Annotated in this window: 12 protein-coding genes; all 12 read left to right on the plus strand. The window is 50.0% G+C overall.

Annotation, left to right across the window (positions count from 1 at the left end):
* Window positions 1-4: 4 nt before the first annotated feature.
* The 12 genes from hcp to tssA all read left to right on the plus strand — a co-directional run bounded on the left by hcp (window position 5) and on the right by tssA (window position 18,119).
* A complete protein-coding gene (gene hcp, locus DOU50_RS23110) occupies window positions 5-496 on the plus strand; it encodes a type VI secretion system effector Hcp (RefSeq protein WP_023325816.1) in 492 nt (163 codons plus the stop codon).
* Window positions 497-657: 161 nt separating this feature from the next.
* A complete protein-coding gene (gene tssH, locus DOU50_RS23115) occupies window positions 658-3,291 on the plus strand; it encodes a type VI secretion system ATPase TssH (RefSeq protein ID WP_148770426.1) in 2,634 nt (877 codons plus the stop codon).
* Window positions 3,292-3,316: 25 nt separating this feature from the next.
* Window positions 3,317-3,958 (plus strand): hypothetical protein, encoded by a 642-nt coding sequence (locus DOU50_RS23120; protein ID WP_148770429.1) that lies wholly within the window; start codon window positions 3,317-3,319, stop codon window positions 3,956-3,958.
* Window positions 3,959-4,249: 291 nt separating this feature from the next.
* Window positions 4,250-6,760, plus strand: coding sequence for a type VI secretion system Vgr family protein (locus DOU50_RS23130; protein ID WP_090420018.1), 2,511 nt, complete (start codon window positions 4,250-4,252; stop codon window positions 6,758-6,760).
* A gap of 13 nt (window positions 6,761-6,773) precedes the next feature.
* Window positions 6,774-9,086: a hypothetical protein gene (locus DOU50_RS23135; RefSeq protein WP_148770433.1), complete on the plus strand. Its 2,313-nt coding sequence runs from the start codon at window positions 6,774-6,776 to the stop codon at window positions 9,084-9,086.
* Window positions 9,086-10,057, plus strand: a complete 972-nt coding sequence (locus tag DOU50_RS23140; protein ID WP_090420016.1) for a formylglycine-generating enzyme family protein — start codon at window positions 9,086-9,088, stop codon at window positions 10,055-10,057. The genes DOU50_RS23135 and DOU50_RS23140 overlap by 1 nt, the downstream gene beginning before the upstream one ends.
* Window positions 10,054-11,025: a formylglycine-generating enzyme family protein gene (locus DOU50_RS23145; RefSeq protein WP_228117548.1), complete on the plus strand. Its 972-nt coding sequence runs from the start codon at window positions 10,054-10,056 to the stop codon at window positions 11,023-11,025. The genes DOU50_RS23140 and DOU50_RS23145 overlap by 4 nt, the downstream gene beginning before the upstream one ends.
* Before the next feature lie 70 nt (window positions 11,026-11,095).
* Entirely contained in the window at window positions 11,096-11,299 is a 204-nt protein-coding gene (locus DOU50_RS23150; RefSeq protein ID WP_148770435.1) for a hypothetical protein, read from the plus strand.
* Window positions 11,300-11,638: 339 nt separating this feature from the next.
* Window positions 11,639-11,896 (plus strand): PAAR domain-containing protein, encoded by a 258-nt coding sequence (locus DOU50_RS23155; RefSeq protein WP_071994475.1) that lies wholly within the window; start codon window positions 11,639-11,641, stop codon window positions 11,894-11,896.
* A gap of 2 nt (window positions 11,897-11,898) precedes the next feature.
* Window positions 11,899-13,080 (plus strand): hypothetical protein, encoded by a 1,182-nt coding sequence (locus DOU50_RS23160; protein ID WP_061714699.1) that lies wholly within the window; start codon window positions 11,899-11,901, stop codon window positions 13,078-13,080.
* A gap of 21 nt (window positions 13,081-13,101) precedes the next feature.
* On the plus strand, window positions 13,102-16,524 hold the full coding sequence (locus DOU50_RS23165) for an ImcF-related family protein (RefSeq protein ID WP_148770437.1): 3,423 nt from the start codon (window positions 13,102-13,104) through the stop codon (window positions 16,522-16,524).
* The gene (gene tssA / locus DOU50_RS23170; protein ID WP_148770439.1) at window positions 16,524-18,119 is read left to right on the plus strand and encodes a type VI secretion system protein TssA; all 1,596 of its coding nucleotides are present in this window, start codon (window positions 16,524-16,526) and stop codon (window positions 18,117-18,119) included. The genes DOU50_RS23165 and tssA overlap by 1 nt, the downstream gene beginning before the upstream one ends.
* The last annotated feature ends 20 nt before the right edge of the window (window positions 18,120-18,139 follow it).

Raw genomic sequence — 18,139 nt, forward strand, 5'->3', positions numbered from 1 at the left:
TTCCATGGCAATTCCTGTTTATCTTTGGCTGAAGGACGACGGCGGCGCGGACATCAAAGGGTCTGTTGACGTTCAGGATCGTGAAGGCAGCATCGAAGTGGTTGCACAGGAGCATAACCTGTACATCCCAACCGACAACAACACCGGCAAGTTGACCGGCACCCGTATCCACACGCCGTTCCTGTTCACGAAGGAAATCGATTCCTCCAGCCCGTATCTGTACAAGGCGGTGACCACCGGTCAGACCCTGAAATCTGCTGAATTCAAGTGGTACAAAATCAACGACGCGGGCCAGGAAGTGGAGTACTTCAACACCAAACTGGAAAACGTGAAGGTAGTGAAAGTGAATCCTGAAATGTATGACATCAAGGATCCTTCTAAAGAGAAGCACAACCACCTTGAACGCGTTGAACTGCGTTACGAAAAAATCACCTGGACCTACAAAGACGGCAACATCATTCATTCCGATTCCTGGAACGAACGCGCCACGGCGTAATCCTGATGCGGGCAGGTTTCCTGTCCGCAGTTTTTTGCTGAGTGCCTGAGATGCGGACACTCAGCAAAGAAAAAACAATCTGCCTGCCTGCCTGACCTTATGCGCTTTGGTGAACAGCGAGGGGCGGTAGCGTGTCCAGGAACCGACAAAGAGAGAATCTCATGGAAAATCCAGCCATCCTGTTACGTCGTCTGAACCCTTACTGTGCCCGAGCGATGGAAGGCGCAGCTTCGCTCTGTCAGACCCGTGCCCATGCCGAAATTCTGCCGGAGCACTGGCTGCTGAAGCTGCTGGAGCAGGGGGAAGGTGACCTGACGGTGCTGGCGCGTCGCTATGAATGGGATATGGATGGCATCTGGCAGGATTTACTTGGCTGGCTCGACAGACAACCTCGATCCGTGCGCCATCGGCCCCAGCTCTCTGATGACATCCAGACTCTGATGCAGCAAGCCTGGCTACTGGCCTCACTCAATGGCGAAGAGCACATTCGCAGCGTCCATCTGCTGATGGCCCTGGTGGAAAAACCAAAACTGGCACGTTGTGACGGTCTTTGGCCGTTGTTAACGCTTGCTCAAAGCCAGCTGGAGCGCCTGCGACCTTTGCTGGATGCGCAATCGGATGAACGTCCGGAAATGCAGCGCGAAGCCGAGCTGGCACAGAGCCACGGTGGCGAGGTGGAGTTTGTCGGGCGTCCGGCTGGTGCGGAAATGAAAGAGGGGGAACTGAGTCCTGCGCTGCAGAATACACTGGATAAATTCACCCTCGACGTCACCGCCAAAGCGAAGGAAGGGAAGATCGACCCTGTGTTTGGCCGCGACACAGAAATCCGCCAGATGGTGGACATTCTCTCTCGTCGCCGCAAAAACAACCCGATTCTGGTCGGTGAGCCGGGCGTGGGGAAAACCGCACTGGTTGAAGGTCTGGCGTTGCGTATTGCCGAGGGTAATGTGCCTGAATCCCTGAAAACGATCACTCTGCGTACCCTTGACCTGGGCCTGCTGCAGGCCGGTGCAGGCGTTAAAGGCGAGTTCGAACAGCGGCTGAAAAACGTCATCGATGCGGTGCAGCACTCCCCGTCCCCGGTCCTGCTATTTATTGATGAAGCGCATACCATCATCGGCGCGGGCAACCAGGCGGGGGGCGCCGATGCAGCGAACCTTCTGAAACCGGCGCTGGCGCGTGGTGAACTGCGTACCATTGCGGCCACTACCTGGAGCGAGTACAAGCAGTACTTCGAACGCGACGCGGCCCTGGAGCGTCGTTTCCAGATGGTAAAAGTCGATGAGCCTGACGACGACACCGCCTGCCTGATGCTCCGTGGTTTGAAATCCCGTTACGCCGAGCACCATCACGTGCACATTACCGACGATGCGGTGCGCGCTGCTGTTACGCTTTCCCGCCGCTATCTGACGGGCCGCCAGCTGCCGGACAAGGCGGTTGATCTGCTCGACACCGCCGCAGCGCGCGTCCGCATGAGCCTCGACACGGTGCCGGAACAGCTGACCTGCATTCGCTCGCAGATTACCTCTCTTGAAATGGAGAAGCAGGCGCTGCTGGAAGATATTGCTGTCGGCAATCAGAGCCATGGTGAACGCCTGACCGTCATTGAGCAGGAAGAGAACGCTCTGATCGTTGCTCTCGACGAGCTTGAAACGCAGTACGGGCAGGAACTGAAACTCACCGAACAACTGCTGGAAAGCCGTCAGGATATCTCCCGTCAAAGCGAGACGCGCACGCTGCAGCAGGAACTGAACGGCATGCAGCACAGCAACCCGCTGCTCTCCCTGGATGTGGACGTACGCACCGTTGCCAACGTGATTGCTGACTGGACAGGCGTTCCGCTGTCATCGCTGATGAAAGATGAGCAGACCGAACTGCTGACCCTGGAAAATGAAATGGGTAAACGTGTGGTCGGGCAGGATGTAGCGCTCGAGGCCATCGCCCAGCGTTTGCGTGCGGCAAAAACGGGTCTCACCTCCGAGAATGGCCCGCAGGGCGTATTCCTGCTGGTGGGACCGAGCGGGGTGGGGAAAACCGAAACCGCGCTTGCGCTGGCCGATGTCATGTACGGCGGTGAGAAGTCACTCATTACGATTAACCTCTCAGAATACCAGGAGCCGCATACGGTTTCCCAACTGAAGGGCTCACCTCCGGGTTACGTCGGTTATGGCCAGGGAGGGATCCTGACCGAAGCCGTGCGCAAGCGCCCGTATAGTGTGGTTTTGCTCGATGAAGTCGAAAAAGCCCACCGCGACGTGATGAACCTGTTTTATCAGGTATTTGATCGCGGCTTTATGCGTGATGGCGAAGGGCGTGAAATCGACTTCCGTAACACCGTTATTCTGATGACCTCCAACCTCGGCAGCGACCACCTGATGCAGCTGCTCGACGAACAGCCGGAGGCCAGCGAAGGCGATCTCCACGAGCTGCTGCGTCCGATCCTGCGTGACCACTTCCAGCCCGCGTTGCTGGCCCGCTTCCAGACCGTCATTTACCGTCCGCTGGCGGAAGCGGCTATGCGTACCATCGTGGAAATGAAGCTGTTACAGGTTAGCAAGCGCCTGCATCGACACTACGGCCTGAGCACGCACATTGATGAAAGCCTTTATGACGCGCTGACCTCAGCCTGCCTGCTGCCGGACACCGGCGCACGCAACGTCGACAGCCTGCTCAATCAGCAAATTCTGCCGGTGCTGAGCCAGCAGCTGCTCACGCACATGGCCACGAAGCAGAAGCCACACAGCCTGACGCTGGGCTGGGATGACGAAGAAGGGATTGTGCTGGCGTTTGATTAACTGGTTTATCTAAAGGGTAGCAATTATGGACAGCGCAAAAGAGATTGCCAGAGATATGCTTGAGGCCATTCATATCGATGGGGCTGGGTTTATCGGTGCTGTGGCGAAAGGTGTTATTTCCTTACCCGTCAGCCTTGCCTATCTTGGCTATGATTTTATAGATACGGAACACCGCAGAGAGAATCAGGATGATAAATTTCGGTTAGCAGCACTGGTTAAAAAAGTAACTTTTAACGATGAGGTTATTTATAAGGTTATTAAACCATTTATAGATGATTTTGTTTCTCATGTAGATACGCATAAAATTTCATATTTTTCAAGAAATATATCTGGTAGTGTTATAGGTAAAATGATGTTCTCGCAGTTTACGGGGGGTAACCTCGGAAGGGCGATTATATCTCAAGGAGTTGGTGCCTTTTTTTCTGGTTCTGTTGCTGGTGGTGTATTGGGAGTTGGTGCTGAAGCATCAAGATCTATTTATACATCGCGGTACTTGCGTGAAAGAAACCCCAGAATGTATGAGAAATTAAACAGTATGGGTGATTTTGATCTTTTTTATTATCTTGTTGAGGACATTGTTAGGCCTTATGAGACGGCTTGTGAAATTGAAAAGATAAATCCTGAAGAGTTTAATAATGTCTGCGAATACTTCTTTGGGGGTTTATGAATATAAAAGATTTTATACTTATCATTGTTTCACGGATCGTAGCCAGTATCGGGATGACGCTAGGAACTATCAGTATGATTTACTCTTTCTACTGTTTCTTTTTTTCAGCCGATCCTTACCGATTTATTCTGGGTGGGGCAGGTATAGTAGCCTTTCTCATAGGTTATGGACTTTATAAATTCGCCTTGAAATATATTTATGATGAATGGGAACATTATAGGTAATATTTATAATGTTTGTTGAGTTTGGTTCTGTTTAATATCATTCTAACCCAGGACAGGAATTATAGAAATGGAAAATACATTTAAAATGACAGAGGGTATCCTTAATCGCTATAAACTGGATATTCCTTCCTGCCCTTATCCATTGGATGTGGAACGTTTTGATGGTTTAGAACAAATGAGTGCTCTCTATCATTACACCATTCGTTTTACCAGTTCACATCCGGATCTTACGGCTGAAATGATGTTAAGTAAAACCGCTACGCTGAGCATGGGGGTGGGGAAACTATTAGATTCTGTTGTCGGTAAAATTGTTCATGGTGTGGTGACAAATTTCCGACGCCTGGCCGGTTCACGCGATCAGGTTACGTATGAAATTATTCTGGAACCTTTTATATCCTTACTGGATAAGCAGTTTCGTACTCACCGTTTCTTCGTCAACAAATCAGTGCCTGAAGTGGTAGAGCAAATTCTTGGTGAGCATGGTTTGAAGGGGTGGGAATATGAATTCAAGCTTAAACAAACCTACCCAAAACGGGAACAGATAAATCAGTACCAGGAAAGTGACCTCGCGTTTATCGAACGTCTGCTGGCTGAGGTGGGGATTTTTTACTTCTTCACCCTGCAACCGGATACCCAGACTGAAGTGGTGCACTTTGCGGATAAGCAGAGCGCCTGGACATTCGATAAAAAACTGCCACTTAACAGCCCTTCGGGCACCAATGACAATGCCGTTGACTCGGTGTGGGATATCCACGTCTGGCACAACGTGGTGGAACGTTCGGTCACCGCCAGCGACTATAACCATCGCGAAGCGCAGAATATTCTGACGTCCGTCCCGGCAGACATGACCCGGGGCGACGGTGACGGTATCACTTATGGTGATGTGTATCACTATCGTCCGCGTCACCTCGAGCGGGGTGACAAAATTACCCCTGCAACCGAAACCGGTAACTTCTGGGCTCGTCTGGAGCATGAACGTTTTTTGTCCGCCCAGACTACAGTGACCGGCAGCAGTACGGACCACACCCTGGGCCCGGCGCAGGTTCTTACCATTACCGAAACCGCTATCTCGCCGACACTACCCCGTGAAACGGAGAATGGTGTTGTTATTATCCGCACTGGCTACTACGGCAGCCGTAAGAATGCCTTGAAAGTGACATGGGTAGCGATGCCGTACTACGAGAACCGATGCTGGCGTCCAGCCGCGAAAAAGCGTCCGGTGGTCAGCGGCACCCTGATGGCGCGTGTGACCAGTGCCAAAGATAACGACATCTACGCCTGGCAGGATGCATCCGGCATGTACCGGGTGAAGTTTGATGCCGACCGTGATGATAAAAAGCAGGGCATGGAAAGCATGCCAGTGCGCTTTGCCAAGCCTTATGGTGGGGACAAATACGGATTCCACTTCCCGCTGATCCAGGGTACTGAAGTCGCCATTGCGTTTCATGAGGGCGACCCGGACCGCCCGTATATCGCCCATGCTATGCACGACTCCCGCCACGTTGACCACGTCACTGAGGCCAACAGCACGCGCAATGTTATCCGCACAGCCGGCCTGAACAAGCTGAGGATGGAGGACAAGCGGGGTGAGGAGCATATCAAGCTCAGCACGGAGTACGGGGGTAAGACGCAGCTTAATTTAGGACACCTGGTTAATGCAGAAAGGGCATTGCGCGGTGAAGGCGCTGAGTTGCGAACGGATGACTGGGTGAGTATCCGGGGTGGAAAAGGAATTTTCATAAGCGCCGATGATCAACCCAAAGCGCAGGGAAAAATGTTGGATATGAATGCAGCTGTTGCACAGTTACAGGACGCGCTACAGCTGGTGACCTCCCTGGCAGAAAGCGCCAAAGCATCCGGAGCAATGGAAGCCGATACGGGGTCTCAACAACAGCTTGGTAAGGTTCTTGCGCAATTAAAAGGGGCTGGACTACTGGCTTCAGCGCCTGCCGGTATTGGTTTTGTGACACCAAAAAATATCCAGATTTCTGCAGGTCATACGCTGACTGCAACTGCAGGTGAGAATGTGGATATGGGCATAATGAAAAAACTCACTGTAGCTGCGGGTGAAGCCATAAGCTTATTTGCCCAAAAGATGGGGATGAAGATATTCGCCGCAAGAGGCAAAGTGGATATTCAGGCGCAAACCGATGCCATGCGACTTCAGTCTGACAAAGCAATGAACCTCAACAGCGTCAGCAGTGAGATTGTGTTGAACGCGGCTCAGGGGATAACCCTGACTAGTAAAGGTGGTGCCTATATAAAAATCAAAGACGGCGCAGTGGAAATCGGAGCTCCCGGTAAAATAGATCTCAAAAGCGGGTCTATCTTATGGGGGGGAAGTGCGTCGCTTGAACAGGCCCTTTCTCCTGTGACGGTGAGTGATCCCGAGTTTCATAATCCTATGAATGGTGGATTCCAAATAAAAGATCAGGCTAATAATCAGCCTAAACCGTACATTCCTTATCGGATCGAGACAGAGGATGGACAGGTTATTCGTGGCGTCACGGATGAGAATGGATATACACAGGCCCATTATGGTGTGGATCCTAAAGCAATCAAATTATTTTTTGAATAATCAGGGGGGGATAGTGAACAAACAAGGAACACCCGTTGCGGAACATTCTTTAAGTAAAGTCGAAAAAAATGTTAAAGTTGTTCTGCACAAGTCATGTCAGTGTTATTTTCGCATAGAGACGCTTGAGTTAATTTTTATTGATGAGGGCGATGCCGCGGAGCTTGAAAAACTGATGAGCAAGCTTAGCGAGGTAATAGATAAACAACATAAGGCCAAGATCAATTATTCTCAGGCAATAGAGGATTATGGTAATAATCTGAAAGATATTGCGAATAAAGATAAATTGCCTGGATATGAGGATAAGATCACTACGGCTGAAGCTGCTCTCGACAAAGCAACGAAAAATCTTCAGGCTGAACTAGGTGAATTTGATGAGAGTACGGGTTATAAACCCGTGATTGAGATGATTCCTGTTCAACCCTTAAATAAAGGAATGTTTGGACGTTGCTACTCTTATATAAATCAGTCTGATTATGACGCGCTTAAAAGCAAATTTACTATTCTTTCGGTTGATACATTCAGCGGTGATGCGATCTTTACTAAGGATGATAAAGGCAATATTACCGGAATCAATATCGGTGCGTTAAAAACTAAGCTAGTTGCTGCACAAAATGCCATCAAGCAGATGATGGATAACACCATGACGGTCAGTGGAGATATTAGCTATGAAGCTACGCTGACTGAATGGGCTAATGCATGGAATAATCAATATAAAGAATATAGTAAAGACGGTAATTATATTGATGTTTCTGCTGGCGCGCAATTCTTGAGGCTTACGGCTAATGCCTCAACGTTGAATACCTGGAACCCGGATACGGGGAATGTACATATTAAAGGCGAGGCGAAAGCGGCTTTGACCGTCTTTTGCGGCAAAGTGAATTCAACTATTTATGTTCCAGATCGGGTCGGCTGGGAACTAAAATTTATGGTAAGTGATACCAAGGAAGCGAAAATTGGGATTTTGAGAGCAAAGATTGAGGGGGAGTTGAGGGGGTATGTAGGCGCCTCGGCGCAGGCGGAAGGCAACCTGCAGTTTGTTACGTTTGGTAATAAGCAGTTGCTGATGGGAAACCGAACGCCTGGTTCGCGTTTCGCTACCCGAAAAAAAGAAGGCGTAACAATTAAAGACAGCAAAGAGAACCCAAAAGGGTTGGAACTTAAAGGGGAAGCCTTTGGTGGCGCAAAAGTCGGTGGTAGCATGGGGGGGGCTTTGCAATGGTTAAAGCCTTTCGATTCGCTGGTTGACGAACTCCCGAATATGTTGCATACCTTTGGGCTGGATTCTCCGGCGCTAAAAGAAATTCTTCCTCCCATTAGTCAGTCAGAGAAGAAAAAAGGAGCGTATCTGGGGGAATTTCAGGATTTCGCTTCGCTAACTCTTGGGGGCGATGCGGAGTTAGGCATAGGTTTGAGTGGTGAATTTAAAGTCCGTTTCGTAAAAGGTAAGTTCAGATTCCATATTAAAGGTAGCCTCTGTCTGGGCGCAGGTGCGAAAGGCGAGGTAGAAGGTGAAATTACGCCTGAACTGTTTCCTGAGTTTGCTATCTGGGTTATTTATCAGTTATATGGCATTGATTATAAGCATTTGACTATAATTACTAAAGAAGCGTTTATGGCGTTATCTTATGTTTTGATTATGGGGGGGCGAGCTATTTATGAGGAATATTATAAGAGTATTTCTGCTGAATTTGAAGATATAAAGTCGGATTTTAATGATTTTATTGATAAAATATCAACGCAGCTAACTGATGCCAAGCGTAGATCAACAGAGCGTAATGATTTTGCGAACGTGATTAATGCTAAGCCTGGCAGTGTGTATCTATTTTCTCCTGAGGCAAAGGGTATTGCTCTATATATCCTTATGGGTGACGGTGCATATGACCGTATAGATATCAATAATCAGGGGGATGGTTTTTTACCTGACCCCAATAAAAATAGAAAGAAAGCTGTATTACATATTTTGTCCAGCATTCAGACGAAGCGGGAATGGAAGAAGGTGTTGACACGCATAACAAAAGATGGAAGCGTCCGCCCTGGCAAGGAAGAGGCAATCGTCAAGCTAGCTCAGGAAGATTTAGCAATATTCTTACAGATAGGATTCAACCGGGATAAAGAACTCGAGGCTATTATTGATAAGTTAAACCTGAGGGATTTTGATGAAGTCATGAGTCGCCTGAAAAATAGCCCTGCCTACGGATATGCATTCTCACCGAACTGTTCGAAACAGTATTTTTTACACTGTGACGAAAACCCGTTTTATTCCTCGTTATGTCATTTTGTGCCTGTAGATACCCAGTATAACCAAAAATGGGAGAGAAATGAATAATGTCAAAAAATCGTCTGGGTAAATATAGTCTCATTTTAATGGTTTTTGTCAGTGGTTGTGATAATTCAGCGAGTGCAATAAAGCATACACCGCAAGAGAAAGCAGAGATTCAGCGCTATCTAAGCCGTGTTAAAGCGGATTTAGTCTATGTCCATGGGGGTACCTTCTGGATGGGCGATTTCTGCAAGAAAATGAGGGATGGTGGTCCCTACTGCTCACCAGAGAAAGACACAAAACCACTTCATGAAGTAGAACTCAGTAGTTATTCGATAGGTAAATTTAAAATCACACATGAAGACTATAATTTTTATCTAAAAATGGCAGGTTTGCCAGAGAAGCGTTTCGAAAAAAAATGGAGGAATGATATATTAGCTGAAATGACGCACTTTAATAATAGTCCTGCTATAGTAACCTGGAATGAAGCAAATAACTACTGTAATTGGTTGAAATATGAAACTGGATTACCCTTTTCCCTCCCCACTGAAGCCCAATGGGAATATGCCGCACGTAGCCGTGGAAGGAATATTTTAGTGGCAACGGATGATGGGGTTTGGCGAGAAAATGAGAAAAATGGAGAAGGAGAAAACTATGCAACTGATGAAGACCGAAATAAAGTTGAAGAACGGTTTGGGGTAAATGGTTTGCTTGTGTTTTTTCCAGTTGATAAGTATCCACCAACTTCATTCGGTTTATATGGCATGGCAGATAATGGTTATGAATGGGTTAAGGATTGGTATGACCCTGAATATTATCAACACTCCCCAAGGAAAGATCCTCTGGGGCCAGAAAAACCTGTTGTTAAAGATGAGGATACCGGGCAGTACTGGAAGGTGCGGCGCGGAGGAGATCATCCGGATCCTACTGGCGATGTTGGTCTGACTTTTTTCCGCGGTTATAATATTCCAGATAGTGATTACCCTGATGGCACAACAGTCCGATGCGTGGTTAATAATGCGGAGCCTGTAAATTGAAAAATATAAAAAAGCAATGGAGTATTTTATTGGTTCTTATTATTTGCGGTTGTGATGATTCAACGAACTCAATAAAACATACCCCGCAAGAACAAGCAGAGATTCAGCGCTATCTAAGCCGTGTTAAAGCGGATTTAGTCTATGTAAAAGGAGGGACTTTCTGGATGGGCGATTTCTGCAAGAAAATGAGGGGAGACGGCCCATACTGCTCTTCAGAAAAAGATACTAAACCACTTCATGAAATTGAATTGAGCAGTTTTTCCATAAGTAAATTTAAAGTTACCCATGAGGACTATAAGTTCTACCTCAAAATTAATAATCTGCCTGCCCAAATATTCGACAAAAAATGGAAGAATGCTACATTGGCAGAAATGAATCATTTCAAAAATAGTCCAGCCATAGTGAATTGGACTGAAGCCAATAATTACTGTGTTTGGTTGGGAAGGGTAACTGGTTTACCCTTTTCACTCCCGACTGAAGCTCAGTGGGAATATTCTGCTCGTAGCCGTGGTCAGTATATTCTTGTAGCAACTGATGATGGTGTGTGGCGAGAAAATAAAAAAAATGGGAAGGGAGTAAATTATGCTACGGATGTGGATCGCCAGGCTGTAGAGGATATGGTCGGGATTAATAGCACATCCGTTCATTTTCCCGTCAATGCATATCCTCCATCGCCTCTTGGACTTTATGGCATGGCCGATAACGGTTATGAGTGGGTGAAGGATTGGTATGATCCTAATTATTATAATGTAGCCGACAAAAAAAATCCGCAAGGGCCTGAGAAACCTGTTATTAAGGATGAGCGAACAGGCCAATACCGAAAAGTATTGCGTGGCGGTAATAACCCAGACCCCACCGGTGATGTAGGATTAACATTTTACCGTGGTTTCAGAATTACAGATAACCCTTATCCTGTTAGCACTACGGTTCGATGTGTAGTTAATGCACCTGACCCAATAAAAGAATGACTGACTCACTTTTACTAATGTTCATTTATAAACACTTCAGGTATTTATAACGATAATAACAGGAGGTGATATGAATAGTGATCGAGTTATTCCTCTTTCGGAATTAAAATGTCGACTTATGGAATTGAATCAGGATGGCGGTATTCCGTTTTCTGTAATTGAGCAAGGAGATAAGCTAGTTGCTTCATGGAAGATTGTGGATGCGAAATGGATCGAGTTATTCGGCGTTGATGGCCTGAAGAAGCAATACAAACTGACATTGATTTTTAATTAAGCAAAGAACAGAGTGAGTTACAGAGAAAAATCAACCGATATCGAAACTGAACTAAGCATTGAGGCAGTGGGTTTAAAAAAACAAGTTCAATGGGGTAGTCGCAAAGAATTTAGTTTTGAAAAATCCTGGGGGATAAAAAAGATGGGGCGATTGGAGAACAGTATTCTTATAAATTTAGTTCATCAGATATAAAGAGTCCTGTATTTAGTATTGTCAATGGCTCAGGTTGGGAACTCAAAAAAAGCTTGGTGGATAAATATCGCTCCATATTTCTCTGGCTTATCTTTATCGCGATGGTGTTACTCTGGGCTATGTATTATCTGGTTTAAAGGAATAATTATGCAGGGTGTAATTCGAATTAATGATAAAACGACTCACGGTGGCACTGTAATTGAAGGAAGTTCCGGTGTGAAATTTATGGGGTTAGAGGTTGCTTGTCTGATGGATAAAGTAACTTGCCCTATGCATGGTCAAACGTTTATTGCAGAGGGCGATGAAGGTTCAAAAATTAATGGCAGACCTGTTGCATTACATGGCCATCGCTGCGGCTGTGGTTGTACGCTCATTTCTTCATTACTTGTTGCCGGAAAACGTTAATTATGCCAGTTGATCTTAAACAGATCCCGAAGGCAGAGCCATTACCCGTTCCTCCGAGTAAGTCTCGCTGGGTTCTAGCGATTGTTATTATCCTGATTGCGGGAGCCTTATTGGTGCTTTCTTTTTGGCCAAAAGGGTTGAGTACGCATTCCGCCTGGTTCTGGTTTTGTTCGCTTCTTATTCCTTTCTCGGTGGGAATGGCCGGTTATATTGCCAGATTAAGGCACTATGAGAACGAACGAGATCGCGTGATGTGGTGGAATCATTTACACCAAAAGCAGCATAATGAACAAGTTTTATTGGGGCAGCAAGCCGTTGGAGTGCTTGGGATGAGCTATACCACGCCTGTTGCCAGTAACAAACTTGCTGCAGCACTTTTGCAGGGATCAAATGCACTTCAGACAAACTATTATCCATCTCTTCAGTCCACGCTGACTTCGGCCTCACTCCATACGGCATCGAAAGTACGTAATGAAGCCGAGTATCTGTCCTTCCTGGATGTGGTACTGACCCGCGTTAGCCAGCAGTTACACGGAGAGATAGCAAAATTCACCGGTAACTTCGTTGTTCGCCTTCATCATGATGGCGTGTTGAAAGATGAGCAAATTTTCACTACCTGGCGAAGAGCTTTTCCTGAATTACATGCTGTTAACGACATTACCATCAGTACCGAAAACAATGGATTGATGTGGGTAGATGAGTGGCTCGACAAACAGGATGATACGCTGCTCCTTTCCGTTGAAATCAATTTATTTCTACTGGCCCGCGATCGACAGGCGGAATCGGTATCCGCTTTATTGCTGGCTTCTCCTTTGTGCATGGAGCGGCTGCATATTAAACCGCAAGCGTGGATACACCGCCCAGTTGTTGTGGGAGATGCCGAAAATAGTGTTGCGGATACTGCAAATTGGGGAAAAGTAACTTCGGGATTACCCTGGTATTTCTGGCGGGCCCAGGTGAAAAACGATGCACTGTCCGTTGTTCTTCAGATGATGGACAAGTGGGGATTTTTAACTGCTAAAAAAGGGGAGCAGGTTCTGGATGATGCCTTTGGCAGGCCAGCTGCTGCAGTGGGCAATATAACGCTGATTTGCGCTTGCGAACATGCTGTTACTTCGGGTTTGCCTCAGTGGTTACTTGTTGGCGCTCGAACTACCCAAATGGCTATTGTCCGCCCTGCATAATGCTACGCAAAGGATAGTGATGTGAAAAAGAAAAAACGCCTCAGTACCTGGCTAGTCGTACTGCTAATTGCGGCTATAGGCGGTGGACTGATATGGACTGAAAATCCCTTTGTTTATCTTCGTTCTCCAGAGAAAAAAATGGCGGCTTCCCTGGCTGTCTCGGGCTTATGTTTGTTCATTTTACTCTGTGACGATTTATTTGTCCGATTGTGGCAATGGTTTATTTCTTTAAGTTTTATGAAACAGCTTCGTGAATTAACCGGGAAAAGTCATCAAACGGAACACATATCGCGTGCGGAGCAAGGAAAATGCAGTGAAACGATTAATATTCTCCACCTTGCTATGCGCAACCTCTATGGCCGTCGCTGGGGACGCAAAACGCGCATCCTCCTGATAACCGGTACGGCGGCTGAAGTTGAGCAACTGACTCCCGGCCTCACCACCCAGCTCTGGCAGGAAGATCGCGGCACGTTGCTGTTGTGGGGCGGTGACCTCAACACCCCAGCCGACAGTGTCTGGCTGACCGCACTGCGTAAGCTGCGCCGCCGTCCGGTGGATGGCATGGTGTGGGTCACCTCAGCATTTGATAGGCTTTTAGCGCCGGGGTTGGAGCAACCGTTACCGGTTCCCTCTGAAAGCATCATGGATTCCCTGTCTCATGCCATCAGTAACCGCATGGATGCGCTTGGCTGGAAACTCCCCCTGTACGTCTGGTCCCTACATCCGCGCGCCGGTAAGCCGGAAGGCCGCATCGTGCAGGCGACAGGTTGTCTGCTGCCCGCCGGATGCAGTCTGGAAGCGCTGGCTGAGCAACTCGCGGCACTGACGCCGGCATTGACCTCACAGGGTGTGCAGCAGACCTGTGACGAGGTAAGGCATAACTTCCTGCTGTCCCTTGCCGATCAGCTCATTCGTGAGCCGGAAAGCGTGACCGCACCGCTGTCGGTGATGCTCAATCCGTATCGCCCGCTGCCGCTGGCCGGTGTGGTGTTCAGTCAGCCTTCAGCCGGTGCAGAACGCACTGTGCCGCACCACTGGGGCATGGATAAGCGCTGGAATGTTCTGCCTGAATCAGTCCGGACGCTTCCTGACGGGCTGCGTCCTCGCAAGCCCGGTATTCCATGGCGCAAGGTAATGGCATCTGCTGCTGCGCTCACGATGGTGAGCTGGGTTATGTGGATGGGCATCGCGTATGTCACCAACCGCAGCCAGATTGCAGGTGCGAATGCCCAGACCGCACTTGCCGCCCTACAGAATCAGCCGCTGGAGCAGCGCCTGCACGCGCTGTCTGAACTTCAGAAAACCATGGCCCGTCTGCAGTACCGCTCTGAGCATGGCGTGCCGTGGTATGAAAAGGCCGGGCTGAGCCAGAATAACGCCCTGCTGGCCGCACTCTGGCCACGCTATCAGGACAGCGCGTTGCCGCTGTTGCGGGATGCGGCTGCAGACCATCTGCAGAAGCAGGTCAGTGCCTTTAACGCGCTGCCTCCGGATAGCCCGCTGCGCGAGCAGAGGGCAAAAGCGACCTATGACCAGCTGAAACTTTACCTGATGCTGGCGCGTCCTGAGCATATGGATGGTGCCTGGTTTAGCACGGTGCTGCTTCAGGACTGGCTGAAGCGTGACGGTGTGAAGGACGGTATCTGGCTAGGCGTGGCCCCGTCGCTGCTGTCGTTTTATGGTGCACAACTGGTCACACATGCTGAGTGGAAACTGCGAGCTGATGAAAACATGGTCAGCCAGGCGCGTTCCCTGCTGGTTCGCCTGATGGGGGTGCGTAATAGCGAATCGACTCTGTACCAGAAAATGCTTTCACAGGTGGCACATCTGTATGTGGATATGCGTCTTGAAGATATGACAGGTGATACCGATGCTGCCCGCCTGTTCAGCACCACCGAAATTGTACCTGGCATGTTTACCCGTCAGGCCTGGGAGCAGGCCGTTCAGCCCGCCATCGAGAAGGTGGTGAAGGCGCGCCGGGACGAGCTCGACTGGGTGCTGACTGACAGCAAACGTCCGGTCAATAAGCAGGATGAAATCTCCCCGGAAGCACTTAAAAATCGCCTGACGGAGCGTTATTTTGCCGATTTTGGCGGCGCCTGGCTGGAATTCCTCAACAGCCTGCGCTGGAACCAGGCCACCACGCTGTCGGACTCCATTGACCAGTTGACCCTGATGGCCGACGTGCGTCAGTCGCCTCTGGTGGCGCTGATGAACACTCTGAATGTTCAGGGGCGTACCGGACAGACAGGCGAAGCGATATCAGATTCACTGGTGAAATCAGCCAAAAATCTGCTGGGTGGCGACAACAAAGATGCCATTGACCAAAGTGCCGGTGTTCATGGCCCGCTTGATGCGACCTTTGGCCCGGTCCTGGCACTGATGGATAAAAGCCGCACGGGAGCACAAGAGCAGAGTCTGCAGTCGTATCTGACACGTGTGACGCAGGTGCGTCTGCGTCTGCAGCAGGTGACCAATGCCGCCGACCCGCAGGCGATGACCCAGACCATTGCCCAGACCGTATTTCAGGGTAAAGCTGTGGACCTCACCGAAACCCGCGACTACGGCAGCCTGATTGCCGCCGGTCTGGGGCAGGAGTGGAGCGGCTTTGGCCGAACGGTGTTTGTGAATCCAATGGAGCAGGCCTGGCAGCAGGTGCTGACCCCTGCGGCCAACAGCCTCAATGCCCAGTGGCAGCAGGCGGTAGTGGCTGAGTGGAACAGTGCCTTTGGTAGCCGCTATCCGTTTAACAACTCAAGTAGTGATGTCTCGTTGCCGCTGCTGGCCAAATACCTCAACGCGGATTCCGGGCGTATCGCTCAGTTCCTGCAGACCCGTCTCAAAGGCGTGCTGCACAAAGAAGGAAACCACTGGGTGCCGGACAGCATCAACTCGCAGGGGCTGGCCTTTAACCCAGAGTTCCTCAATGCCATTAACACCCTGAGTCATATCTCCGATGTGGCCTTCACCGAAGGCAATGCAGGGATGAACTTCGAACTACGTCCAGGTACTGCCGATGGCGTGATGCAGACCACCATGATTATCGACAGCCAGAAGCTGATATACGTTAACCAGATGCCAGCCTGGAAGCGCTTCACCTGGCCTGAGGATACTGAGGCTCCTGGTGCGAACCTGAGCTGGATAAGCACCCAGGCAGGCACCCGTCAGTATGCGGATATTCTAGGCGTCTGGGGCTGGATACGACTGCTCGACAAAGCTGCCGTCAGTGCTTATTCGGGCGTGGGTAGCAGCTACAGTCTGAGCTGGACGGCGCAGGACGGTCGAACACTCAATTACACCCTGCGTACCGAAGCGGGAGAGGGTCCTCTGGCGCTGCTGAAACTGCGTAATTTCCGCCTGCCAGAGACCATCTTCAGCACGAAAGGCGTGGCAGCATCAGACCAGGTCGCCAGCGCAAGCAATGATACAGAGGACGTATATTGATGAGCACGCTCAACGCTTTACTCCGCGCCTGCCAGACTGAGCAGGAACCACTCCTTGCGACCACCCGTGAGCGGGTTAGGCTCTGGGATAGCTGGCTGCAGCCGCTGTCCGGTCCATCTCCTCAGGGTGACGACCCGGGTTATGACGATGACTTTCAGCAGATGCGCGAGGAGGTCAACAAACTCTCAGGTGCAGATACCGAACTTATCTGCCAGCTTGCAGAGAAGCTTCTGACCACGACCGCCAAAGATATCCGTGTGGCCACCTACTACTGCTGGGCAAAGCTGCACCGCGAAGGTGAGCAGGGGCTCGCTGAAGGTCTTGAACTGCTGTGCGGCCTGCTGGAGCGCTTTGGTACGCAACTGCATCCACAGCGTGAGCGCAGCCGTAAGGCGGCACTGGAATGGCTGGCGGGATCGCGAATGACTGACTCTCTTTCCCTGTACCCCGAAGTGGTCAGGAACGATGCGATACGTACCACCGGGGCACTGCTGTTGATAGAGCAACTGACGGAAAATGAGCCGGATGAAATCCGACCGGAACTCAATACGCTGTATGGTGCTCTTGAAAGCCGCCTGCAGAAAGCGGGTGGTGTGGATGCGGTTGTGCCGCAGAACGCCAGTGCCTGCGAAACCCCTGCGACTGCTAGCCACTACGATGCCCCGGTCATCGGACGTATCACCTCCGGTCAGGATTTGCTGACACAGGCCCGCACGCTCGCCGAATATCTGCGCGAACAGCCGGACGGCTGGCTGTCCGCACACCATCTGATGAAGAGCCTGCGTCACGATACTCTGCGGGCAATTCCGGCCCCGGATGCGCAGGGCCGTACCCGCATCGAACCGCCAAGAGCAGACCAGCGCGCGTTACTTAAGCGTCTCTATCTGCAGCAGAACTGGGTAGAGATGCTTGAAACGGCAGATAGCACTTTTTCTCGCGGTGCTAATCATCTTTGGCTGGATTTGCAGTGGTACATCCACCAGGCCCTAACGAAATCAGGTCAGGACACTCTGGCTGGCATTATTGCCGCTGACCTGAAAGGGCTGCTGACCCGCCTGTCCGGTCTGGAAACGCTCGCGTTCAGTGACGGAACGCCATTTGCGGATGAAGTCACGCTGAACTGGATCCAGCAAAGCGTGATGGACACAACTGGCGGGTGGGGCAATGACACCCCATCCACACCGATGTCTGCTGGCATTGATGACATTCTGGCGCTGGAGCCAGAAGCCGTGGTGCTGGCGGACAGTGAAGGCCCTGATACTGCGCTGGCCTGGCTACAGAAGCGCCCGGGTGTGACCACCGATCGCCAGAAGTGGCTGTTACGTCTGCTGATGGGCCGCATTGCTGAGCAGTACGGTAAAAATGAGCTGGCGATGCATCTGTTTGCTGAACTGGGGGATCGCGCCAGAGACGTGACTCTCAGCAACTGGGAGCCTGAGCTGCTGTTCGAGGTACAGGCCCGTCATCTGAAACTCCTGCGCCTGAAAGCCGGCCGCAGTGAGGCTGATAAGGCACGACTTACGCCGTTAATGGACAAGTTACTTGCCGGGCTGATCGCTGTCGATCCAGCACGTGGTGCCGTGCTTTGCGGTTAAATGCACAGGAGCAGAAAAAA

Source organism: Enterobacter sp. C6, from assembly GCF_008122455.1.
Lineage (GTDB): Bacteria > Pseudomonadota > Gammaproteobacteria > Enterobacterales > Enterobacteriaceae > Enterobacter > Enterobacter pseudoroggenkampii.

Excerpts from the sequence above, each read along its gene's own strand:
- tssA (WP_148770439.1), top strand. The coding sequence starts at position 16,524 with ATGAGCACGCTCAACGCTTTACTCCGCGCCTGCCAGACTGAGCAGGAA.
- DOU50_RS23120 (WP_148770429.1), top strand. The coding sequence starts at position 3,317 with ATGGACAGCGCAAAAGAGATTGCCAGAGATATGCTTGAGGCCATTCAT.
- DOU50_RS23140 (WP_090420016.1), top strand. The coding sequence starts at position 9,086 with ATGTCAAAAAATCGTCTGGGTAAATATAGTCTCATTTTAATGGTTTTT.
- hcp (WP_023325816.1), top strand. The coding sequence starts at position 5 with ATGGCAATTCCTGTTTATCTTTGGCTGAAGGACGACGGCGGCGCGGAC.
- DOU50_RS23155 (WP_071994475.1), top strand. The coding sequence starts at position 11,639 with ATGCAGGGTGTAATTCGAATTAATGATAAAACGACTCACGGTGGCACT.
- DOU50_RS23130 (WP_090420018.1), top strand. The coding sequence starts at position 4,250 with ATGGAAAATACATTTAAAATGACAGAGGGTATCCTTAATCGCTATAAA.
- DOU50_RS23160 (WP_061714699.1), top strand. The coding sequence starts at position 11,899 with ATGCCAGTTGATCTTAAACAGATCCCGAAGGCAGAGCCATTACCCGTT.
- DOU50_RS23150 (WP_148770435.1), top strand. The coding sequence starts at position 11,096 with ATGAATAGTGATCGAGTTATTCCTCTTTCGGAATTAAAATGTCGACTT.
- tssH (WP_148770426.1), top strand. The coding sequence starts at position 658 with ATGGAAAATCCAGCCATCCTGTTACGTCGTCTGAACCCTTACTGTGCC.